The sequence below is a fragment of the Candidatus Blastococcus massiliensis AP3 genome (assembly GCF_000582785.1).
In the GTDB taxonomy this organism is placed as follows: domain Bacteria; phylum Actinomycetota; class Actinomycetes; order Mycobacteriales; family Geodermatophilaceae; genus Blastococcus; species Blastococcus massiliensis.
Genome location: NZ_HG931174.1, coordinates 571,824 through 592,617 on the forward strand (window position 1 = coordinate 571,824; position 20,794 = coordinate 592,617).

A 20,794-nucleotide genomic window follows, 5' to 3' on the forward strand; every position below is an offset into this window, starting at 1 on the left:
CCGGTCACGTGGTGAACGGGCCTGGCGAGGCCCTCCCACTACTTCTGGGTGGAACTGGTGAGGGGGTGGAGCTGGTTCAGACGACCGTGATGCCCATCGACCGGGCGGTGCCGGCGATGATCTTCTCGGCCTGGTCGAGGTCGTTGGCGTTGAGGTCGGCCATCTTGGTGGTGGCGATCTCGCGGACCTGGTCACGGGTGACCGTGGCGACCTTCGTCTTGTGCGGCTCGCCCGAGCCCTTGTCGACACCGGCGGCCTTGAGCAGCATGCGCGCGGCCGGCGGGGTCTTGGTGACGAACGTGAACGACCGGTCCTCGAACACCGAGATCTCGACCGGGACCACGTTGCCGCGCTGCGACTCGGTCGCGGCGTTGTAGGCCTTGCAGAACTCCATGATGTTGACGCCGTGCTGGCCCAGCGCCGGACCCACGGGCGGCGCGGGGGTGGCCGCACCGGCGTTGATCTGGAGCTTGATGACCGCGGTCAACCGCTTCCTGGGGGGCATGACTTCCTTCTATCTCGGGTGGATCAGCTCGTAGGGGACGCCGTGAGACGTCAGATCTTCGAGACCTGGTTGAACGACAGCTCGACGGGCGTCTCGCGGCCGAAGATGGAGACCAGCACCTGCAGTTTCTGCTGCTCGGCGTTGATCTCGTTGATCGTGGCGGGCAGCGTCGCGAACGGCCCGTCCATGACGGTGACCGACTCGCCGACCTCGAAGTCGACGAGCGCGGCCGGCGCGGCGGCCGCCGGGGCTGCCTCGCCACCGGCGGTCCGGGCCGCCTGCGGAGCGGTCGCGGGCACGAGGATCTTGACGACCTCGTCCAGCGTCAGCGGGGAGGGCTTGGAGGTCGCGCCGACGAAGCCGGTGACACCGGGGGTGTTGCGCACCGCGCCCCAGGACTCGTCGTTGAGCTCCATCCGCACGAGCAGGTAGCCCGGCAGCACCTTGCGGTTGACCTGCGCCCGCTTGCCGTTCTTGATCTCGGTGACCTCCTCGGTGGGCACCTCGATCTGGTAGATGTAGTCCTCCACGTCGAGGGACTGGATGCGCGCCTCGAGGTTGGTCTTCACCTTGTTCTCGTAGCCGGCGTAGCTGTGGACGACGTACCAGTCGCCGGGCGCCAGACGCAGCGCCTTCTTCATCGCCTCGGCCGGGTCCTCGTCCTCGGGCTCCTGGTTCTCCAGCTCCTGGGTCTCGGGCTCCTCCGCGACGTCCGAGTCCTCCGCGGGAGCGGCCAGCGGGTCGGCGGCGAGGGTGTCGGGGTCGCCGCTCTCGATCTCCGGGGTCACGTCGGCGACCTCGGTGTCGAGGTCCAGGGCGGCGGTGTCGCTCGAACCCTCGGCGGCGCCGGTCTCGCCGACGCCGGTCTCGACGTCGGCGGTGCCGCGCTGCTCGAAGCGGGCGTCGTCCAGGTCGATGCCTTCGACCGCACTGTCGGTCTCGAAGGGCTCGCGGGGCTCGGTCACAGATTCTCTTCCTTGTCGGATGGCGTGCGGGGCGGGCGGAGGTCAGCCGAAGACGGCGATCACGCCCCGGGAGAAGATCAGGTCCATCCCGGCGACCAGCGCCACCATGAACGCCACGAACACGATGACCACGCTCGTGTAGGTGATCAGCTCGCGGCGCCCCGGCCAGATGACCTTGCGGAGCTCGGCGACGACCTCGCGCAGGAACCGGCCGAGGGAGCGCTTCTGGCGGATCTCGTCGGCCCGGGCACGCTCGGCCGCGGCACGCGAGCGGGTGCCACCGCCCTCGCTGCCGGCCGGCCGGGACGCCGACCGCGCGGCGCGACGGCCGGTGGCCGGCTCGTCCTCGGCGTCGTCGTCGTCCGCGGTGATCCGTCCGCGTCGACGCCGGGCCGGTGCGACGACCTTGTCCTCCTCGGCCGAGGCCTCGGCGGCGACCGCGTCCTCGGCGGCCTCGAGCTCGCCGGCGTCGTCGACGCCGGGGGTCTCGCGGTCGAGCTGCTCGTCGGTCAGCTCGGCGTCGGACACGTCGGGACGGTCGTCCTCGCGTTCCGGCTTCTCGCTCACTGCGCCTCGCTCGCCTCGTGGTGGGTGCCGTCCCCGGCGGGGGCGGTCGGTCGTCGGCCGTGCATCGTGGGTCCTGCAGTGGCAGGGGTGACAGGACTTGAACCTGCAGCCTGCGGTTTTGGAGACCGCTGCTCTGCCAATTGAGCTACACCCCTAGACCCCGGAACGGGGCCCGGGACCGCCCGCCTCACCACGGCAGCGCGGTGCCTCGCGAAAGTTCCGAGGCACGCCGGTGGCGGGGTCAGCTGCCCCAGGACGGCCAGTGTACGGGACCGCGACCGGGCACAGCCAACGTCCCACCGATGGCCCGCGACAGCATCGACTCGGTGCGGGCGCGCCGTCTTTGACACCATGCTCCTATGCCCGCCCAGCCCACGACCCCCGCGTCCTCGGAGCCGTCCACCCCGTCCACCGAGCTGCCGCCCGCGCAGCGGCGCATCTCCCGCCGCATCGCCGGCATCGCCGAGTCGGCGACCCTCGCCGTCGACGCCAAGGCCAAGGCGCTCAAGGCGGCCGGCAAGCCGGTCATCGGTTTCGGGGCCGGTGAGCCGGACTTCCCGACGCCGGACTACATCGTCGAGGCCGCCGTCGAGGCCGCCCGCCGGCCGGCGATGCACCGCTACACCCCCGCCGGCGGCCTGCCGGCCCTGAAGGACGCGATCGTCGCCAAGACCGCGCGCGACTCGGGGCTCCAGGTCACCGCCGCCCAGGTGCTGGTCACCAACGGCGGGAAGCAGGCCGTGTACGAGGCGCTGGCGACGATGCTCGACCCGGGCGACGAGGTGCTCCTGCCCGCTCCGTACTGGACCACCTACCCCGAGGCGATCCGGCTGGCCGGCGGTGTCCCCGTGCCGGTCGTGGCCGACGAGCAGAGCGGCTACCTGGTCTCCGCCGCGCAGCTCGAGGCAGCCCGCACCCCGCGCACGAAGGTGCTGCTGTTCTGCTCGCCCTCGAACCCCACCGGCGCGGTGTACCCCGCCGAGCAGGTCGCGGAGATCGGCCGCTGGGCGCTGGAAGCCGGCCTCTGGGTGCTGACCGACGAGATCTACGAGCACCTGACCTACGGCGGGGCGACCGCACCGTCGATGCCCGTGCTCGTCCCCGAGCTCGCCGACCGCTGCGTCGTGGTGAACGGCGTGGCCAAGACCTACGCCATGACCGGCTGGCGGGTGGGCTGGATCGTCGGGCCCGCCGACGTCGTCAAGGCGGCCACCAACCTGCAGTCGCACGCCACCTCGAACGTCGCCAACGTCTCGCAGGCCGCCGCCATCGCCGCGCTCACCGGTGACCTCTCGGCGGTGGCCACCATGCGCGAGGCCTTCGACCGGCGCCGGAAGACGATCGTCTCCATGCTGCGCCAGATCCCCGGCGTCGCCTGCCCCGAGCCACAGGGGGCCTTCTACGTGTACCCGTCGGTCAAGGGGCTGCTCGGCCGGTCCATCGGTGGCCGCACCGCGGAGACCAGCGTCGAGCTGGCCGAGCTCATCCTCGAGCTGGCCGAGGTCGCCGTCGTCCCCGGCGAGGCCTTCGGCACCCCGGGCTACGTGCGGATGTCCTACGCGCTGGGCGACGACGACCTGGCCGAGGGCGTCGGCCGGATGCAGCGTCTGCTGACCAGCGCCGACTGAGCGCAGGGCCTCTACCCGCTCAGCGCGCCGGCGTCGACCAGGACGTCGCGCGCCTCGGGCAGGTCGGCCAGGGCGGCCGCGACGTCCTCGGGGGTGGCGATCGTCCAGGCCGCCGCGTCCACGTAGCAGCGCACGGCGGCGTCGAACGCCTCGGCGCCGGCGGCCTCCCGTGCCGCGAGCAGCACCGCGCCGCCCTTGCCGTAGACGCGGGCGCCGTACTGCCGCTGGGTGCGGAAGTCGTCCATGGCGGCGCCGACGTCGCCGTGCACGCCCAGCGCCGGCTCCAGCTCCGCGGCCGACGACGGGTGCACGAGCGCCTCGGCCCAGGTGGCGAACGCCTCGTCCAGCCAGGGATCGCGGTACTGCGAGTTGCCGACCATCCCGTAGAACCACATGTGCGCGACCTCGTGCACCAGGACCTCCGCGCTGGGCGAGGCCTGCAGGATCGAGCTGGGGTACTCGATGCCGCCGCGGTAGTCGGGCAGCTGCGGCACGGTGAGCGTGCCGTAGGGGAACGGCCCGAGGTGCTCCTCGAGGTCCGCGATGGCCTCGACCGTGGCGTCGGCCAGCTCGTCGGCCGTCGGCTCCGCGCCGGGCAGCGCCCCCGCTGTCACCCGGACGCCCTCCGGCGTCGTCCGCTCGGCGGTCGTGAACCGCCCGGCGGCGACGCTGACGTCCCGGGCCACCGGCTCTTGGGACGTCCAGGTGCGCCGGCCCGCGGCGTCGGGAGCCGTCGGCTCGGCCTGGTCACCGGTCATCAGCACGGTGAGGTCCGCGGGCGCCGAGACCCGCACGGTCGTGTCCGCGGCCGCGCTGGTCGTCGTCTCCCCGGAGATCTCGACGAACGGGTCGCGCGCCCACCCGACCCCGGGCTCCCAGGCCAGGAGCGGGGCGCCGCTGGCCCACCACGACACGTCCTCGTCGGAGCCGACCCGCTCGAACCCGCCGGAGCCGAGGGTGAGCGTGAAGTCCAGTTCGACCTCGGTGGTGTCCCCGGCCTCGAGCGGCTCGTCCAGCGCGACGACGTAGCCGCCGCCGGGACCTGACGCGCCCAGGGACTCGTAGCGCGAGCCGGCCACGTCGTCGCCCCGGACGGCGTCGACGACCAGCCGCGAGCCCGCCGACGCGATGTCAGGGCCGTTGGGCACCAGCCGGAAGACCAGCTCTTCGACGGGGCGGTCGGGGGTGAACACGACGGTCTCGGTCCCGGTCACCGTGCGCAGGTCGTCGGCCAGCCGGAAGTCCAGCCCGACGCGGGGGCGGTCGGGATCGGGCTCCGCCCGCCCGGGGCAGGACTCCTGCCGGACGGCGGGGGACGACACGGTCGCGGGCTCCGGTGCCGTGACGGTGTCGACGAAGGAGGTGCAGCCGCTCAGCAGCGCGGCGCCGGCCACCGCGGCGACGGCGGTGCGCAGCGGCGCCCGGTTCATGCCAGGCGGACGACGGCGCGGGCCAGCGAGAGGACCTTCTCCCCCGCGCTCGAGACGACGAGGTCCACCCGCACGCGCCCCTCCTCGAGGAGCACGCCGACGGTTCCGCGCACGGCCACCTCGGCGCCGGTGTCGTCGTCGGGGACGGTCACGGGGCGGCCGAACCGGACCTGGAACTCGACGAGCGCGGCGGGGTCCCCGGTCCAGTCGGTGACGGCGCGGCCGGCCAGCGCCATGGTGAACATGCCGTGGGCGATGACACCGGGCAGCCCCACCGCCGTCGCCACCCGGTCGCTCCAGTGGATGGGGTTGAAGTCGCCCGACGCCCCGGCGTAGCGGACCAGATCGGCCCGGGTGACCCGGTACACCTGCTCGGGCAGCTCGGTGCCGACGGTGACGTCGGCGAGCCGGACGGTCACGCCTCGCCCCGCGCCACGAGCATCGACGTCGCCGTGCAGACCGCTTCGCCGTCCTCGGTGGCCAGATCCACGCGGGCGGTCAGCAGGTCGTTGCCGGCGACGGTGCGGGCGGCGTCGATCGTCGTCGTCGCGACCAGCCGGTCCCCGGCCCGGATCGGGCGATGGTGGGTGAACCGCTGCTCGCCGTGGACGACGCGGCCGTAGTCGATCGCTACGTCGGGGTCGTCGAGCACCACCATGGCTGCCTCGAGGCTGACCGCGATGGCGAAGGTGGGCGGGGCGATCACGTCGGGATGGCCGGCCGCGCGGGCCGCCTCCGCGTCCCGGTACAGCGGGGAGCCGTCACCGATCGCGGCGGCGAACTCGGCGATCTTCGTGCGGCCGACCTCGTAGACGGCGGAGGGCGGGTAGCTGCGCCCGACCAGTGTCCGGTCCAGCGCCATGCTCCCGCCCTCTCGCGTCGCGGCTGATCGGGTCAGCGGGTCTCGCGGTGCAGCGTGTGCTTGCGCTCGCGCGGGCAGTACTTCATCAGCTCGAGCCGGTCGGGGTCGTTCCGCCGGTTCTTGCGGGTGATGTAGTTGCGGTTCTTGCAGTCCTGGCAGGCCAGGGTGATCTTCGGGCGGACGTCGGTGGCTGCCATGGAGTGCTCCTAGCCTTGTCGGACAGGACCCGGGCCGGGTCCTGGTGTCGCTGCGGCACGGGTGCCGATGCGACGACGGACCCCGTTGGTGCGGGGTCCGTCGGGAGTAGCGGTGACCGGACTTGAACCGGTGACACAGCGATTATGAGCCGCTTGCTCTACCAGGCTGAGCTACACCGCCGGGCGACCTGCGGCCCGGTCTCGCGACTGGACCGGAAGGTCGACGTACATGTTTCCACGTCTGTCTTGCTGAGCCCCTTTACGGAATCGAACCGTAGACCTTCTCCTTACCATGGAGACGCTCTGCCGACTGAGCTAAAGGGGCGTGCTCGGAGCCGTCAGAGACGATACCTGACGGCTCCGGCGCACTCGCGGGGGCCCGCCGTTCAGCCGCGGACGAAGAGGCGCCGGTGCGCCGCGCCGTGCGCCGCCGTCCGGACGCCGGTACGCGCCAGCAGCCAGCTCTCCAACCGGTCGTCGGGCAGCGGCCGGCTCACCAGGAAGCCCTGCAGCTTGTCGCAGCCCATCTCGGCGAGCAGGTTGCGCGTGACCTCGTCCTCGACCCCCTCGGCCACCACGCGCAGGCCGAGGTTGTGCGCCAGTTCGATGATCGACCGCGCGATGAACGACTCCCCCTGGCTGGTGGACATGCCCAGCACGAAGGACTTGTCGATCTTGACCTCGTCGATCGGCAGCTGCCGCAACTGGGACAGCGAGGAGTAGCCGGTCCCGAAGTCGTCCATCGACAGCCGCAGACCCAGGTCGTGCAGGTCGGCGAGAACCGTGCTGTCGCGGACGGAGTCGCCGACGACGCTGCCCTCGGTCAGCTCCAGGGTGAGCAGCTCCCCCGGGACGCCGTGCCGCTGCAGGGCACCCCGCACACGGGCGACCAGGTCCGGCTCGGTGAGGCAGTGCGCGGAGAGGTTGACCGCGACCGACAGTGCGATGTCCTGGTCCAGCCAGCGCCGGCAGCGGGCCAGGGCGAGGTCCAGGACGTGGTCGGTCACCGCCCCGATCCGGCCGATCTGCTCGGCCAGGTGGATGAAGTCGTCCGGCGGGATCGAGCCGTAGCGCGGGTGCGCCCAGCGCACGAGCGTCTCCACCGAGACGATGTCGGAGGTCTGCGCGTCGATGATCGGCTGGAAGACCACGCTGATCTGACCGTCGGCCATGGCCTGCTCGATCTCGGTGCCCAGCTGCAGGCGGCGCAGGCTCTGCTGGTCGAGCACGGGGTGGTAGCTGGCGACGCCGCCGGAGTCCGAGGCCGCGAGCAGGGCGACGTCGGCGCGCTGCATCAGCGTGCCCGAGTCGGTGCCGTGGACCGGCGCCGCCGCGACGCCGATGGTGAGCGTCACCTCGAGGTCCAGTCCGGCCACCCGCACACGGGTGGCCGCCGCCTCGCGCAGCCGTCGCGCGGCGCGCTCGGTGGCGGCGAGCGACAGGCCGGGCAGCAGGACGGCGAAGCGCTCGCTCTCCATCCGGGCCAGCAGTGCCTGCGGCGGGGCGTGCTCGCGCAGCAGCCCGGCGGTGACCAGGAGCAGCTCGTCGCTGGCCGCGTGCCCGAGCGTGTCGGTCACCTCGGTGTAGTTGCCCAGGGCGGCGAGGACGAGCCCGGCCCGCGCGCCGTCCGGATCGGCCTCGAGCAGGGCGTCGATCTCCGCGGCCAGCCGCTGCCGGTTGGGCAGTCCGGTGAGCCGGTCGTGATCGGCGTCGTAGCGGATCTGGGTGAGCAGCTGCTGGTGGCGGATGGCGGCGTTGACGTGCGTGAGCATCGACGTGAGCGCGGCGAGGTCGCTGTCGGCGAAGGAGACGACGACACTGCTGCGGTCGCAGACCTCGAGGTAGCCCGGCTCGCCACCGGCGGTCGCGAGCGGGGCCGCCAGCAGCTCGGTGACGCCGCGTCGGGCCAGGGCCGCGGCCTGCTCCTCGTCGGCGTGCGCCATGGAGACCAGCACCGGCCCGTCGGCCTCCGCCACGGCCCGGCGGAAGACGTCGTCCGGGTCGCCGGGGCCGTCGTACCAGACGGCCCCGTCCGCGGCGGTGACGACGAGCTGCGGCGGCTCGTCGAGGTAGGGCGGCAGCCACATCGCCACCCGCTCGGCGTTGAGCAGCTCCTGGACCGCGTCGACGATCTGCCGCGTGCCCGCCTCGTCCGGGGTCACCTGCGCGACGCGCCGGGCGAAGTCGTAGACCCGCTGGACGCTGTGCCCGCGACGGGTGACCGCCCCGAAGTGGCGGTAGAGGAGCGCGAGAGCGCCCAGCAGCGGGGTCAGCAGCAGCCAGGCCCAGCCGGTGACGTGGATGAGCAGCAGCGCCGCGAGACCCACCACGACCGCGACCGGCCCCACGAGGAACACCGGGACGAAGAGGCTCGTCCACAGCGAGCGCCCGGGGTACCCCTGGGTGGCGGTGATGGCGCCGGCGAACAGCAGGGCCCCCAGCAGGTCGGCGACGAGGATCGCCACCAGGTAGGAGATCCAGGTGGCCGGCGAGGTCAGTTCACCGCTGGGCAGGACGGAGAGCACGGCGACGGCCGCGCCGACCTCCAGGACGGACACGGCGACCGTGGCCACCGCCTGCGGCCGCGGGAACCGCTGCCAGACGACGACGGCGGCGACGACGACGGCCTGGGCGATCGCCGTCCAGGCGCCACCCACCTGCACCAGCGCCACGACGATCGCGAGCTCACTGGCCGAGAAGGAGAAGGCCTGCCGGCGGAACTCGAAGTGCAGGTGGATCGACTCGACCGCGGCGAACGCCAGGAAGGCGGCGATCAGCGCGGGGATCGAGACCGTCAGCGACTGGGTCGCCAGCACCGCGACCATGACCGGCACGGCCAACACCACGCCGAGGACGGCGACGGTCACGGGCGAGCGGAAGGTCTGCGGGGGCGTCGCTCGAACGTCCTGCTCGGGCACTCTCACCTGCAATCCGCGGGGTGGATGGGCCCGGAGAGGCTAGCAACGCAGACGCCTCCCGGACCCCGGTTGCGCTCGCGCCGCGACTCGAAAGGGTCAGCAGCGGGACCGGCCCCGGGAACGCCGCAGGGCAGCCGGTCCGACGACCGGCTGCCCTGCGGGAAGCGATGTGGTGCGGGCGGTCAGACCGCCGCGCTCAGCTCCACCTGATGCCGCGGCTCCACCGGATACCCCGGCTCCACCGGATCCCACGCTGAACGTTGCTGCTCATGACGCCTCCTCATTGGCATGACCGACTGCGATATGCGGCAGTCACTTACGCGCGGGGGCAGAGCGTCGTTCGGTTCGGACCGCGCACGGAGAGTGCTTCCCCTCACCCCTGGGGGGCAAGCACCGAAGATCACGGCCGGGTGAACGACATGCATGTCGTCACCCTCCGTACACGAAGATCAACGATTCGTCATCCAGATGGGCGAGGAAGCTCCTCCAGGACCTCGGTGACGACGTGGCCGCCGATCTCCACGGCCTTCATCACACCCACTGCCCGGCCCGGGGGTCACGTCGGCGATCAGGCCCAGCCGGTCCGACTCCGGCGACTCCGGCGCCGTCGGCGTGCCGAGGAGGTCGGCGACCCGCTCGTAGGCGACCGCGGCACGGGGATCGCCGCCCGCGGCGCCGGCCACCCCCTCGAGCGGGGAGTGTGGTCCCGTGTCCGGTGTGGCGTCCCAGGTCCCGTCCAGGTCGAACGCGACGGCGCCCACCGCCGGCACCTTCGCCAGGCCGCCGGTCTGCGGCACCGCCGAGGTGAGCCCGACGACCGCGCCGGTGAGGCTCCCCCGTCGCTCGGCCTGCTGCTGGGCCTCGAACTCGTCCAGGGCGTGCTCCAGCCGGGCACCGCACTCGCGGACGGCCGCGCCGGTGCGACGGCGGCAGCCGTGGCCCGGTCGACCGTCCACCCGGCCGGATCGCCGTCGTCACCCAGGCCCGTGGCGAGCGCCCTCAGCTCGCCCGCCAGCGCGGTGGCGAGCACGGGCTGACGATCCAGGAGCAGCCCGACCGCGGCGCGGAGCGGATCCCGTCGGCGGTGTCGGCCCTCCCGTGCAGCGACCGGCCGAGGGCCCGGACCTCCTCGGCCCGCATCTCGATGCTCACCGGCGCAGTGCGGGCACGTCGAGCGACCTCTCGGGGCGTCGTCCACAGGTCGATCGGCCTGACCGGCCGCCACCCGATCGGGTGTCCACAGTGTCCACAGGATCTGTCCACAGGTCGTGGACAACCGGCGCGTCGACCTACGCTGCCCGGCGTGCACCACCGGTGGGAGGACTCCGAGCGCGGCTCGACGCTGCCGTTCGTCCTGGTCTGCTGGCTGGTGGCCGCGCTCATGATCTTCGGCGCGATCGCGGCCTCCGACGCGTTCCTGGAGCAGCAGGAGGTCCAGGCGGTCTGCGACGGCGCGGCGCTGGCCGCCGCCAACCAGGCGGACGAGGCAGCGATCTACGCCGGCGGCGTCGGGACCGCGCTGCCGCTGACCCGCTCCAGCGCCCAGGCGGCCGTCGCCGACCAGCTCGGCGCGGGGGCTTCGGCGCTGGACGCGTGGACGGCCGAGACCGACGGCACCGAGGTCACCGTGCGCTGCACGCGGTTCGTGGACATCGCGTTCGGCTGGTTGTTCCTCGGCGGGCAGCAGTTGGAGCGCACGGCCACCGCCAGCGCTCGCGCACCCACCCTCGGCTGAACGGCGACGGCCCCCGATCTGAAAGAGTCGGGGGCCGTCGTACCGTGCGTGGCGGGTGAAGGATTCGAACCTTCGAAGGCTAAGCCGACGGATTTACAGTCCGCTCCCATTGGCCACTCGGGCAACCCGCCGTGCGGTGGTACCGGAGAAGAATACAAGACGGCGGACGCCGACCTCGGGCCCCCGAGCGGTGTCCGCGCGACGGAGGGAGTTCGCATGGCCGACGCATCGTTCGACGTGGTCAGCAAGGTCGACCGCCAGGAGGTCGACAACGCTCTGAACCAGGCGGGCAAGGAGCTGTCGCAGCGCTTCGACTTCCGCGGCACCAACGCCACGATCGCCTGGGCGGGCGAGGAGGGCGTCACCCTCTCCGCCGACACCGAGGAGCGGGTCAGCGCCGCCCTGGAGGTCTTCAAGGAGAAGCTGATCAAGCGCAACATCTCGCTGAAGGTCCTCGACGCCGACGAGCCGCAGTCCTCGGGCAAGTCCTACAAGATCTCCGCGCGGATCAAGCAGGGCATCGAGTCCGACGTCGCCAAGAAGATCGCCAAGCTCATCCGCGACGAGGGCCCGAAGGGCGTGCAGGCGCAGATCCAGGGCGACCAGCTTCGGGTCAGCGGGAAGAAGCGGGACGACCTGCAGGCGGTGCAGCAGCTGCTGCGCGGCGCCGACCTCGACGTCGCCCTGCAATTCGACAACTACAGGTGAGGTGAGGGAGCGGCCCTGCGAGGGGCCGCTCCCTCAGCGCCCGGGCAAGACGACATCGAGGCCCTGCACGACGACGGGGTCGCTCACGACCTCCACAGCGGTGATCCGTCCGTCCGTGACGACGAACTCCAGCGCCGCACGCACCCGGCCGTCGGGGACGAACACCGCGCCGGGAGCCCCGTCGACGAGTGCCGGGAGGGCGGCCTGGGCCTTGCCGAGGAACGAGCGGGCGACCTCCTCGCGGCCGCCGAGGCGGCGGATCCCGCCGAGGGCCGCCACGGGGGCGTCCGCGCGGAGCACGACCTCCGGGTCCAGCACCGCGAGCAGCCCCGCGAGGTCGCCGCCCCGGGCGGCGGCCAGGAAGGCGCGCACCACCTCGTGCCGCCGCCCGACGTCTCCCGGGCCGGCCGCTCCCGGGCCGGCCGCTCCCGGGCCGGCCGCTCCCGGTGCGGCCTCCCGGACCCGGCGCCGGGCCCGGCTGGCCAGCTGGCGCACCGCGACCGGACTCCGGTCGAGGATCTCCGCCACCTCGCCGAACGGGACGGCGAAGAGGTCGTGCAGCACGAAAGCGAGCCGTTCCGGTGGCGTCAGGGTGTCCAGCACCACGAGCAGGGCCAGCCCGACGGAATCGGCCAGCACCGCCTCGGTCTCCGGCTCCGACCCCCCGTCGGCGTCCGGGGCATGCAGACCCACCGGCTCCTCGCGGCGGGCCGCCCGGCGCCGCAGCATGTCGACGCAGACCCGCCCCACGACCGTGGTCAACCAGCCGCCGAGGTTCTCGACATCGCCGGCCCCGGTCCGCTGCAGGCGCAGCCATGCCTCCTGGACGGCGTCCTGCGCCTCGCCCCCGGCACCCAGCACGCGGCGCGCGACCGCCAGCAGGTGCGCCCGGTGCGCCTCGAACTGCTCGGCCAGGAGCTGGTCCGGCGCTGCCGCGTCCTCGCTCACCCGTCACATCCTCCCGTCGCCATCCGTCAGTGGTGTGACGGCAGCGGCCGTCCCGATGTGACCCGACAGCGGAGGAGAACCCGTCATGAACGCATCCGCACGACAGCTCGGCAGCGTCCGGTACCTGGTCGACGACGTCGGTGCCGCCGTGCACTTCTACGGCGACGTCCTCGGCTTCGAGGTGGGGTTCGATGCCCGGCCCGCGGTCGCCGAGCTGGTGCGGGGGTCGCTGCGCCTGCTCGTCAGCGGCCCGATCAGCTCGGCCGGGCGGGCGATGCCCGACGGGCGGGTGCCGGCGCCGGGTGGGTGGAACCGCATCCACCTCGTCGTGGACGACATCGAGGCCGAGGTGAGCAGGCTGCGGGCCGCCGGCATCCCCTTCCGCAACGAGGTCCTCGACGGACCGGGCGGCCGTCAGGTCCTGGTCGAGGACCCCTGCGGCAATCCCGTCGAGCTGTTCCAGCCCGCCCGCGCCTGAGTTCGGCCCCGTCGCAGGGTCCCGCCCCGAGGAACGAGGGGTGGGGGGCGAGGGGGTCCTTCTTCAGCGCTGGCCGAGGTCGCGGGCCATCTGCTCCAGGCGCGCGATCCGCTCGGGCATCGGTGGGTGCGAGGCGAACATCGACGCCATCCCCTGCCCCCGGAACGGGTTGGCGATCATCAGGTGGCTCTGGGTGACCAGCCGGTCGTCCTGGGGCAGCGGGAGGGCTGTGGCGCCGCGCTCGATCTTGCGCAGCGCCGCGGCCAGCGCCAGCGGGTCCTGCGACAGCTGCGCCCCGGTCGCGTCGGCCTGGAACTCCCGGCTGCGGCTGACCGCCATCTGCACCAGCCCGGCGGCCAGCGGGCCGAGGAAGATCAGCAACAGCCCGCCCAGCGCGTTGCCGCCGCCACGGTCGTCGCCGCCCCGGCCGCCGAACAGCGAGGCGAACATCGCCATGTGCGCCAGGTAGGTGACCACCGTGGCCATGGCGCCGGCGACCGAACTGATGAGGATGTCGCGGTTGTAGACGTGCGAGAGCTCGTGGGCCAGCACGCCGCGCAGCTCCCGGCGGTCGAGCAGTTCGAGGATCCCCTGGGTGACGCAGACGGCCGCCGTGCGCGGGTTCCGCCCGGTGGCGAAGGCGTTGGGCTGGTCGGTCGGGCTCACGTAGAGCCGGGGCATCGGCTGGCGGGCCTCGGTGGCCAGCTCGCGCACCATCGCGTACAGCTGCGGCGCCTGCGTCTCGGTGACCGGGAAGGCCCGCATGGCGCGCAGCGCCAGCTTGTCGGAGTTGAAGTAGGCGTAGCCGTTGACGCCGAGCGCGATCACCAGGGCGATGAACAGCCCGCCGCGCCCTCCGATGAGGGCGCCGGCGACCAGGATGAGCCCGCCCATGAGACCGAGCAGGAGAGCGGTCTTGAGTCCGTTGTTCCAGCGCTGCACGACCTGCTCAACGGCGTCGCGGCGAGTGCCGTTCCCGGCCCCCGTCCGGTGGAATGCGCGGCCCCTCCGGGTGGTTGACGTCTGTGAATCTGGAATCACCTTCGGGTCTCTGTACCCGGGCGTGTCCCGCGCACGTAACCTCGGCCGGTGGAGGTACACCACTGATGACTGCCAGCACCCCGCCGCCCATCGGCGCGCCCCACGACGACGTCTCCGCCACGGCCGCGCACGCCGCGACCGGCGGACTGGTCAAGAGCGTGGTCGCGCTCGACCGCGTCGTCATCCGCTTGGCCGGCGACTCGGGCGACGGCATGCAGCTGACCGGCAACCGGTTCACCAGCGAGACGGCGTCCTTCGGCAACGACCTGTCGACGCTGCCGAACTTCCCCGCCGAGATCCGGGCGCCAACAGGGACCCTGCCGGGCGTCAGCTCCTTCCAGCTGCACTTCGCCGACCACGACATCATGACGCCGGGCGACGCCCCCGACGTCCTCGTGGCGATGAACCCCGCGGCACTGAAGTCGAACCTCTCCGACCTGCCCGGCGGCGGCCTGCTCATCCTCGACTCCGACGAGTTCACCCCGCGCAACCTGGCCAAGGTCGGGTACGCGACGAACCCGCTCGAGGACGGTTCGCTCGAGGGCTGGCAGACCGTGCCGGTGCCACTGACGTCGATGACGCTCGACGCGCTCGCCGACTCGGGCCTCGGCAAGAAGGAGGCCGAGCGCAGCAAGAACATGTTCACCCTCGGTCTGCTGAGCTGGATGTACCACCGGCCCACCGAGGGCACCGTGCGCTTCCTCGAGCGGCAGTTCCGCCGCAAGCCCGAGATCGCCGCGGCGAACATCGCCGCGTTCCGGGCGGGCTACAACTACGGCGAGACGACGGAGGCCTTCGCGGTCTCCTACGAGATCAAGCCGGCCCCGATGGCCGCCGGGCGCTACCGCAACATCTCCGGCAACCAGGCGCTGTCCCTGGGTCTGGTCGCCGCGGGCCAGCGCTCGGGCCTGCCGATCTTCCTGGGCGCGTACCCGATCACCCCGGCGTCGGACATCCTCCACGAGCTGTCCAAGCACAAGGCCTTCGGTGTGCGCACCTTCCAGGCCGAGGACGAGATCGCCGGCATCGGTGCGGCCATCGGCGCCTCCTTCGGCGGCGCGCTGGGCATCACGACGACGTCGGGCCCCGGCGTCTCGCTGAAGTCCGAGGCGATCGGCCTGGCGGTCATGACCGAGCTGCCGCTGGTCATCGTCGACGTGCAGCGCGGTGGCCCGTCGACCGGCCTGCCGACCAAGACCGAGCAGTCGGACCTGCTGCAGGCGATGTTCGGCCGCAACGGCGAGGCGCCCGTGCCGGTCATCGCGCCCCGCTCCCCCGGCGACTGCTTCGACGCCGCGGTCGAGGCCGTCCGCATCGCGCTGACCTACCGCACCCCGGTGATGCTGCTGTCGGACGGCTACCTGGCCAACGGCGCCGAGCCGTGGGCGGTCCCCTCCGCCGACTCGCTGCCCGACCTCACCGACGCGGTCGGGTTCGCCACCGGTCCCAACGGGACCGCGGCCGACGGGACGCCGGAGTTCCTGCCGTACCTCCGCGACCCCGAGACCCTCGCCCGGGCGTGGGCGGTGCCGGGCACGGCCGGTCTGCAGCACCGCATCGGCGGGCTGGAGAAGGCCGACGGGAACGGCAACATCTCCTACGACCCGGCCAACCACGACTTCATGACCCGGACCCGCCAGGCCAAGATCGACGGTATCGCCGCCTCGATCGGCCCGACCGACGTGGACGACCCCGACGGCGACGCCTCGGTCGCCGTCATCGGCTGGGGGTCCACGTACGGGCCCATCGGCGCCGCCTGCCGGCGGATCCGGGCCTCGGGTCGCAAGGTCGCGCAGATCCACGTGCGGCACATCAACCCGTTCCCCACCGACCTCGGCGAGGTCCTGGCCCGGTACGACCACGTCATCTGCCCCGAGATGAACCTGGGACAGCTCGCCCTGCTGCTGCGCGCGAAGTACCTGGTCGACGTGCACAGCCACACCCAGGTGAGCGGGATGCCGTTCCGCTCCGCCGAGTTGGCCGCCGTGATCCAGGACGCGATCGACAGCACCGACACCACCAGCACCGACGCGGCTCCCGCCGGAGCCGCAGTGAACGGAGCCATGCAGTGACCACGCTGGACACGCACGTGCACGACCTGGGCATGCCCGGGAACCCGATCTCCGCCGCGGTCGCCACCTCGGTCGAGGTGTCGGGTGAGAAGAAGACGGACCTCAAGGCCAAGGACCTCAAGACCGACCAGGAGGTGCGCTGGTGCCCGGGCTGCGGTGACTACGTCATCCTCAACGCGGTCCAGAGCTTCCTGCCCAGCCTCGGCATCGCCCGCGAGGACATGGTCATCGTCTCCGGGATCGGCTGCTCGTCCCGCTTCCCGTACTACATGAACACCTACGGGATGCACTCGATCCACGGCCGCGCCCCGGCGATCGCGACCGGGTTGGCCGCGTCGCGTCCCGACCTCTCGGTGTGGGTCGTCACCGGCGACGGTGACGCCCTGTCCATCGGCGGGAACCACCTGATCCACGCGCTGCGACGCAACGTGAACATGACGATCCTGCTGTTCAACAACCGGATCTACGGCCTCACGAAGGGCCAGTACTCCCCCACCTCCGAGGTCGGGAAGGTCACCAAGTCCACGCCGATGGGCTCCATCGACGCGCCGTTCAACCCGATCTCGCTGGCCCTCGGCGCCGACGCCACGTTCGTCGGCCGGGCGATGGACTCCGACCGCAAGGGACTCACCGACGTGCTGCGCCAGGCGGCGGAGCACCAGGGCACGTCGCTGGTCGAGATCTACCAGAACTGCAACATCTTCAACGACGGCGCCTTCGAACTGCTCAAGGACCCGAACACCGGCACCCAGTGGTCGATCCCCCTCGACCACGGCAAGCCACTGGTCTTCGGTCCCGAGGGGGCGGCCTGCGTCGTGCAGGACGACTTCGGTGGGCTGCGGATCGCGGAGACCAACCAGGTCGACGCCGCCGACATCGTCGTGCACGACGCCACGCGGGAGAACCCGGCGTACGCGTTCGCCCTGTCCCGGCTGTCGTCCCAGGACCTGCGGTACACGCCCATGGGCGTCTTCCGCTCGGTCCAGAAGCCGACCTACGACGGGATGATGACCGAGCAGCTCGACACCGCGAAGGTGCAGGGCAGCGCCGACCTCGACGCCCTGCTCGGCGGCGGCGAGACCTGGACCGTCGGCGACTGAGATGAGCGCATCCGAGCCCGTTTCCCCGGTGGGAGGCGGGCTCGTGCTCGTTTCCGGGGGGTTCGGCTGATGGAGCGCCACGAGCGCAATCCGCTGTCTCCCGTAGGCCAGATCGACTCCTGGGGCGACCTGGCGTCCGGCCTGAGGTCCAACCGGCGCGGCAGGCGACGCGCGTTCCTGATGCTGCTCGCACTCCTCGCGGTCGTCACCATCGTCACGGCCCTGGCCTACGTCCTGACCTGACCGACGTCGGCCGCTCCACCGTGCCGTCGCAGCACGGCGGTCAGCACCGGCAGGGCCCGCTCCAGCTCCGCCCGGCTCGGCGCCGCGAAGCCGAGCACCAGACCGGCCCGCCGGTCGGGGGCGTCCTCGAGGTGGTGCCGGCCCAGGCCGTCGAGCGCCAGCCCTTGGACGGCGGCGGCCGCGAGGAGCGCCCGCTCGACGGCCGGGTCCGCCAGCGGCACCAGGACGTGCGCTCCGGCGGGGTCGCCCTCGGCCCGGCAACCGGCGGCAGCGACGGCGGCACGGACCTGCTCGCGTCGGCCGGCCATCTCCCGGCGTAGCCGTCGCAGGTGGCGGGCCAGGTCCCCCGAGGCCCCGAGCGCGGCGAGCACCCGCTGCCCCGCGCGGGCCGGCCGGATCCCGGTCGCGGTGCGGCGGGCCAGCAGCTCTGCGCGCAGCGGCGCGGGCGCGACCAGCCAGCCCACGCCCAGCGTCGGGGTGAGGATCTTGCTCGAGGTGCCGAGGTGGACCACGACGTCGGGACCCAGCGCCCCCAGCAGCGGCAGCGGGGCGACGTCGTAGCGCAGTTCGCCGTCGTAGTCGTCCTCCAGCACCCACCAGCCCCCGGCCCGGGCCCGGCCGACCAGCGCCAGCCGCCTGGCAGCGGACATCCGCCTGCCCAGCGGGTACTGGTGGGCGGGGGTGCAGTACACCGCCGCCAGGTCCGGCGGCAGCGCCTCGACCACCAGTCCGTCGTCGTCCACCGGCACGGGGACGACGTCGACGCCGGCGCACCGCAGCGCGCCGACGACCCGCTGGTAGCCCGGGTCCTCGACGGCGACCCGGCTCCCGGGCGGCAGCGTCCGCGCGACCTCGGCCACCGCCGAGGAGGTGCCGCCGGTCGCCAGCACGTCGTCGACCCCGGCACCCAGACCTCGGTGCCGCAGCAGGTGCTCGGCCACGGCGCGGCGGAAGTCCGGGTCGCCCGCCGACTCGGGGCGGGCATCCGGGGCGCCGTCGCCGGCGGCGCGCCAGGCCCGCCGCCAGGCGGCCCGGTCCAGCACCTCCAGGCACGGCGATCCGGCCCGCAGGTCCACGAGCGGCTGCTCGGCGGGCTCGGCGGCGGGCCCGGGTGCCGCCGCAGCGACGACCGCGCCCGGTCCGCCCGCGACGAACGTGCCCACACCGCGCCGCCCACCGGCCCAGCCCTCGGCGAGGAGCTGGTCGTAGGCGGCGGCGGTGACCGTGCGGCTGACCCGCAGCGCCGTGGCCAGTTCCCGGGTCGACGGCAACCGGTCCCCCGGGCGGAGCGTGCCCGCTGCCACGGCGGCCCGGAGCGCGTCGGCGAGCTGGGCGGAGAGGGGTACCCGGGAGCTCCGGTCGAGCACCAGCGGCGGGATGCCGGTCACCGGTCTCCTCGTCGTCGTGAGCACCGTCGTCGTGTGCCCCGTCGTCGTGAGCAGTGGCCTGGCGAAACGGTAGCGGATTGGCCGTTCCGGCAGGCCACTGTCGCCCGCACGATGGGTCCGTGACCGCAGTGACACCGCTCTCCGCCACCGACCGCAGCACCGTCCGACGGGGCGCCGAGCGCGCCCGCACCGGCCGTGCGGACCTCTACGCCGTGCTGGACGCCGGGCTCGTCGGCCACCTCGGGATCGTGCTCGGCGGAGCCCCGGTCGTGCTCCCCACCGGCTACGGCCGGCACGGCGACACGCTCTACCTGCACGGCTCCACCGGAGCGGCCACGCTGCGGGCGGCCGCGGTCGGGGCGCCGGTGTGCTTCACCGTCACGCACGTCGACGGCGTCGTCTACGCCCGCTCCGCGTTCCACCACTCGATGAACTACCGCTGCGCGGTCGTGCACGGGGCAGCGCGGCCGGTCACGGACGACGCGGAGCGGGCGCTCGCCCTCGAGGCGCTCACCGAGCATCTGGCGCCGGGCTCCTGGACCGCGACCCGGCCGCCGACCCGGCGGGAACTGGCCGCGACGGCGGTGCTGGCCCTCGACCTCGCCGAGGCCAGCGTCAAGGTGCGAACCGGCCCGCCCGGCGACGACGAGGCGGACGTGGCCGCCCCGGGCGATCCGGACCCGGTGTGGGCCGGGGTCCTGCCGGTCTCGACGGTGCTGGGCCGGCCCCAGCCGTGCCCGCTGCTGCCACCGGGCACCCCCGTTCCCCCGCGCGTGACGGGCCGGAGGCTCAGCCCTCCGGCGTGAGGCGCAGCAGCTGGTCCTGACCGTTCCCGTTGTCCGTGGTGACGTAGAGCGCTCCGTCGGTGCCCTGCTGGACGGTGCGGATCCGCCCGTAGGTGCCGTCCAGCTCGGGGATCCGGAACTGCTCGACGAGGGAACCGGACTCGTCCAGCCGGAGCGCCAGCACGTGCCGGCCGCGCAGGGCTCCGATCAGCAGCAGCCCGTCGTAGTCCCCCCACTCGGCACCGTCGAGGAAGGTGCCGCCGCTCGGCGCGATGGGCGGGGCGCCCGAGTCCCAGACCGCCGGCACCGCTCCCTCGATCTCCGGGTCGGTCATCGGCACGCTCTCGTCGTAGCCGCCCCCGGCGCCGTCGGGGTCCCAGCCGAAGTTGGCGCCGGGCCGCAGCAGGTTGACCTCGTCGTCGCGGTCGGGGCCGTGCTCGACCGAATACACCTCCCCCGTGCCCGGCCGGACGGCGAGACCCTGCACGTTGCGGTGCCCATAGGTGTAGATCAGGTCCGCCGCGCCGTCGTCCGGAGCGACGAACGGGTTGTCCGGGAGCGCCTCCCCGGTGGCCGGATCGGCGCGGAGCACCTTGCCCGCCAGCGACCCGAGATCCTGCGGACGGCTGCCGACCGCGTTGTCACCGGTGCCGACCAGCAGGGCGCCGTCCGGGGCGAACGCGAGCCGGCAGCCGCCGTGCCGCCCGGAGCCCTCGTTGACCGGGATACCGCCGATCAGGGGGTCCTCGACCCGGGTGGCGGCGGTCCGGTCGTCGGTGACGGTCCAGGAGATCACAGCGATCGAGGCGCTGTCGCCGTCCTCGACCCCCTGGCAGGTGTAGAACCGCCCGTTCCCGGCGAAGTCCGGGTCCAGCGCCAGGCCCATCAGGCCGGTCTCCCCGTCGGCGAACAGGTCGCCGAAGTCGGCCCGCACCTCCTGGACGGTGCCGTCCGGGAGCACCGCGGTGACACCGCCGTCCCGTTCGTCGAGCAGCAGCGTGCCGTCCTCGGCCTGAGCGACGTCCCAGGGGTGGTCGAGCCCGTCGGCCACCACCTCGACCGCCAGCGACGGAGCACCCGCGGGCGCGGAGGTCGTCGGCGGTGCGGAGACGGAGCCTGCGTCCTCCGCGGGCGATCCGCCGGAACAGGCGCTCAGGAGGAGCACCGCTCCCATGCAGGGGCCCGCAGCGAGCGCGCGAGCGGTGCGGAGCATGGGGGCCCTTC

Annotated in this window: 22 protein-coding genes and 4 tRNA genes; 8 read left to right on the forward strand and 18 right to left on the reverse strand. The window is 73.1% G+C overall.

What is annotated here, in order from left to right:
• Nucleotides 1-76: 76 nt before the first annotated feature.
• The 4 genes from rplK to BN344_RS11225 form a co-directional block, all read right to left on the reverse strand.
• Nucleotides 77-505: a 50S ribosomal protein L11 gene (gene rplK, locus BN344_RS11210; protein WP_040338571.1), complete on the reverse strand. Its 429-nt coding sequence runs from the start codon at nucleotides 503-505 to the stop codon at nucleotides 77-79.
• A gap of 50 nt (nucleotides 506-555) precedes the next feature.
• Nucleotides 556-1,470: a transcription termination/antitermination protein NusG gene (gene nusG, locus BN344_RS21200; protein WP_155858845.1), complete on the reverse strand. Its 915-nt coding sequence runs from the start codon at nucleotides 1,468-1,470 to the stop codon at nucleotides 556-558.
• A 42-nt stretch (nucleotides 1,471-1,512) separates the two neighbouring features.
• Complete coding sequence (gene secE, locus BN344_RS19550; RefSeq protein ID WP_081788555.1) at nucleotides 1,513-2,037, reverse strand: preprotein translocase subunit SecE; 525 nt, start codon at nucleotides 2,035-2,037, stop codon at nucleotides 1,513-1,515.
• 79 nt (nucleotides 2,038-2,116) lie between these two features.
• Nucleotides 2,117-2,192 (reverse strand) — tRNA-Trp (locus BN344_RS11225).
• A gap of 204 nt (nucleotides 2,193-2,396) precedes the next feature.
• Here BN344_RS11225 and BN344_RS11230 point away from each other — a divergent pair.
• Entirely contained in the window at nucleotides 2,397-3,665 is a 1,269-nt protein-coding gene (locus BN344_RS11230) for a pyridoxal phosphate-dependent aminotransferase (RefSeq protein WP_040338572.1), read from the forward strand.
• 11 nt (nucleotides 3,666-3,676) lie between these two features.
• Here the strand turns inward: BN344_RS11230 and BN344_RS11235 are convergent, their stop codons facing one another.
• From BN344_RS11235 to BN344_RS19895, 9 genes are all read right to left on the reverse strand, one after another.
• Nucleotides 3,677-5,095 (reverse strand): M1 family aminopeptidase, encoded by a 1,419-nt coding sequence (locus BN344_RS11235; RefSeq protein ID WP_081788556.1) that lies wholly within the window; start codon nucleotides 5,093-5,095, stop codon nucleotides 3,677-3,679.
• Nucleotides 5,092-5,514, reverse strand: a complete 423-nt coding sequence (locus BN344_RS11240; protein ID WP_040338573.1) for a MaoC family dehydratase — start codon at nucleotides 5,512-5,514, stop codon at nucleotides 5,092-5,094. The genes BN344_RS11235 and BN344_RS11240 overlap by 4 nt, the downstream gene beginning before the upstream one ends.
• Entirely contained in the window at nucleotides 5,511-5,957 is a 447-nt protein-coding gene (locus BN344_RS11245) for an FAS1-like dehydratase domain-containing protein (RefSeq protein ID WP_040338574.1), read from the reverse strand. The genes BN344_RS11240 and BN344_RS11245 overlap by 4 nt, the downstream gene beginning before the upstream one ends.
• 32 nt (nucleotides 5,958-5,989) lie before the next feature.
• Nucleotides 5,990-6,154 carry a 50S ribosomal protein L33 gene (rpmG, locus tag BN344_RS11250; protein ID WP_040338575.1) on the reverse strand — a complete coding sequence of 55 codons (165 nt, stop codon included), beginning with the start codon at nucleotides 6,152-6,154 and terminating at the stop codon, nucleotides 5,990-5,992.
• Nucleotides 6,155-6,261: 107 nt separating this feature from the next.
• A tRNA-Met gene (locus BN344_RS11255) sits at nucleotides 6,262-6,335 on the reverse strand.
• Between the two features lie 71 nt (nucleotides 6,336-6,406).
• Nucleotides 6,407-6,479, reverse strand: a tRNA-Thr gene (locus BN344_RS11260).
• A 61-nt stretch (nucleotides 6,480-6,540) separates the two neighbouring features.
• The gene (locus BN344_RS11265; protein ID WP_231486739.1) at nucleotides 6,541-9,021 is read right to left on the reverse strand and encodes a putative bifunctional diguanylate cyclase/phosphodiesterase; all 2,481 of its coding nucleotides are present in this window, start codon (nucleotides 9,019-9,021) and stop codon (nucleotides 6,541-6,543) included.
• Nucleotides 9,022-9,521: 500 nt separating this feature from the next.
• Nucleotides 9,522-10,028: a hypothetical protein gene (locus tag BN344_RS11270; protein WP_040338577.1), complete on the reverse strand. Its 507-nt coding sequence runs from the start codon at nucleotides 10,026-10,028 to the stop codon at nucleotides 9,522-9,524.
• 43 nt (nucleotides 10,029-10,071) lie between these two features.
• Complete coding sequence (locus BN344_RS19895) at nucleotides 10,072-10,224, reverse strand: hypothetical protein (RefSeq protein ID WP_155858846.1); 153 nt, start codon at nucleotides 10,222-10,224, stop codon at nucleotides 10,072-10,074.
• Nucleotides 10,225-10,375: 151 nt separating this feature from the next.
• Here BN344_RS19895 and BN344_RS11275 point away from each other — a divergent pair, with 151 nt between their 5' ends.
• Complete coding sequence (locus BN344_RS11275) at nucleotides 10,376-10,807, forward strand: pilus assembly protein TadG-related protein (RefSeq protein ID WP_040338578.1); 432 nt, start codon at nucleotides 10,376-10,378, stop codon at nucleotides 10,805-10,807.
• Between the two features lie 49 nt (nucleotides 10,808-10,856).
• Here BN344_RS11275 and BN344_RS11280 read toward each other — a convergent pair.
• A tRNA-Tyr gene (locus BN344_RS11280) sits at nucleotides 10,857-10,938 on the reverse strand.
• 85 nt (nucleotides 10,939-11,023) lie between these two features.
• On the opposite strand from BN344_RS11280, the gene BN344_RS11285 reads away from it, so the two are divergent.
• Nucleotides 11,024-11,515, forward strand: coding sequence for a YajQ family cyclic di-GMP-binding protein (locus BN344_RS11285; protein WP_040338579.1), 492 nt, complete (start codon nucleotides 11,024-11,026; stop codon nucleotides 11,513-11,515).
• Between the two features lie 33 nt (nucleotides 11,516-11,548).
• Here BN344_RS11285 and BN344_RS11290 read toward each other — a convergent pair whose 3' ends face one another.
• Entirely contained in the window at nucleotides 11,549-12,463 is a 915-nt protein-coding gene (locus tag BN344_RS11290) for a sigma-70 family RNA polymerase sigma factor (protein ID WP_040338580.1), read from the reverse strand.
• A gap of 85 nt (nucleotides 12,464-12,548) precedes the next feature.
• Here BN344_RS11290 and BN344_RS11295 point away from each other — a divergent pair, with 85 nt between their 5' ends.
• Nucleotides 12,549-12,941, forward strand: a complete 393-nt coding sequence (locus tag BN344_RS11295; protein WP_040338581.1) for a VOC family protein — start codon at nucleotides 12,549-12,551, stop codon at nucleotides 12,939-12,941.
• Between the two features lie 63 nt (nucleotides 12,942-13,004).
• Here BN344_RS11295 and htpX read toward each other — a convergent pair whose 3' ends face one another.
• Entirely contained in the window at nucleotides 13,005-13,883 is an 879-nt protein-coding gene (htpX, locus tag BN344_RS11300) for a zinc metalloprotease HtpX (RefSeq protein ID WP_040338582.1), read from the reverse strand.
• A 164-nt stretch (nucleotides 13,884-14,047) separates the two neighbouring features.
• Here htpX and BN344_RS11305 point away from each other — a divergent pair, with 164 nt between their 5' ends.
• The 3 genes from BN344_RS11305 to BN344_RS19900 all read left to right on the forward strand — a co-directional run bounded on the left by BN344_RS11305 (nucleotide 14,048) and on the right by BN344_RS19900 (nucleotide 17,397).
• Nucleotides 14,048-16,054 carry a 2-oxoacid:acceptor oxidoreductase subunit alpha gene (locus BN344_RS11305; RefSeq protein ID WP_155858847.1) on the forward strand — a complete coding sequence of 669 codons (2,007 nt, stop codon included), beginning with the start codon at nucleotides 14,048-14,050 and terminating at the stop codon, nucleotides 16,052-16,054.
• The gene (locus BN344_RS11310) at nucleotides 16,051-17,154 is read left to right on the forward strand and encodes a 2-oxoacid:ferredoxin oxidoreductase subunit beta (protein ID WP_231486741.1); all 1,104 of its coding nucleotides are present in this window, start codon (nucleotides 16,051-16,053) and stop codon (nucleotides 17,152-17,154) included. Before BN344_RS11305 ends, BN344_RS11310 begins: the two co-directional genes overlap by 4 nt.
• Nucleotides 17,155-17,223: 69 nt before the next feature.
• Nucleotides 17,224-17,397, forward strand: a complete 174-nt coding sequence (locus BN344_RS19900; RefSeq protein WP_155858848.1) for a hypothetical protein — start codon at nucleotides 17,224-17,226, stop codon at nucleotides 17,395-17,397.
• Here BN344_RS19900 and pdxR read toward each other — a convergent pair.
• The gene (gene pdxR / locus BN344_RS11315) at nucleotides 17,382-18,785 is read right to left on the reverse strand and encodes a MocR-like pyridoxine biosynthesis transcription factor PdxR (protein ID WP_155858849.1); all 1,404 of its coding nucleotides are present in this window, start codon (nucleotides 18,783-18,785) and stop codon (nucleotides 17,382-17,384) included. The two genes, BN344_RS19900 and pdxR, sit on opposite strands and share 16 nt — an antisense overlap.
• A 119-nt stretch (nucleotides 18,786-18,904) precedes the next feature.
• Here pdxR and BN344_RS11320 point away from each other — a divergent pair, with 119 nt between their 5' ends.
• Nucleotides 18,905-19,591: a pyridoxamine 5'-phosphate oxidase family protein gene (locus BN344_RS11320; RefSeq protein WP_040338583.1), complete on the forward strand. Its 687-nt coding sequence runs from the start codon at nucleotides 18,905-18,907 to the stop codon at nucleotides 19,589-19,591.
• On the opposite strand, the gene BN344_RS11325 is transcribed toward BN344_RS11320, so the two are convergent.
• Nucleotides 19,575-20,783, reverse strand: a complete 1,209-nt coding sequence (locus BN344_RS11325) for a PQQ-dependent sugar dehydrogenase (RefSeq protein WP_051515804.1) — start codon at nucleotides 20,781-20,783, stop codon at nucleotides 19,575-19,577. The genes BN344_RS11320 and BN344_RS11325 overlap by 17 nt on opposite strands.
• Nucleotides 20,784-20,794: the final 11 nt, after the last annotated feature.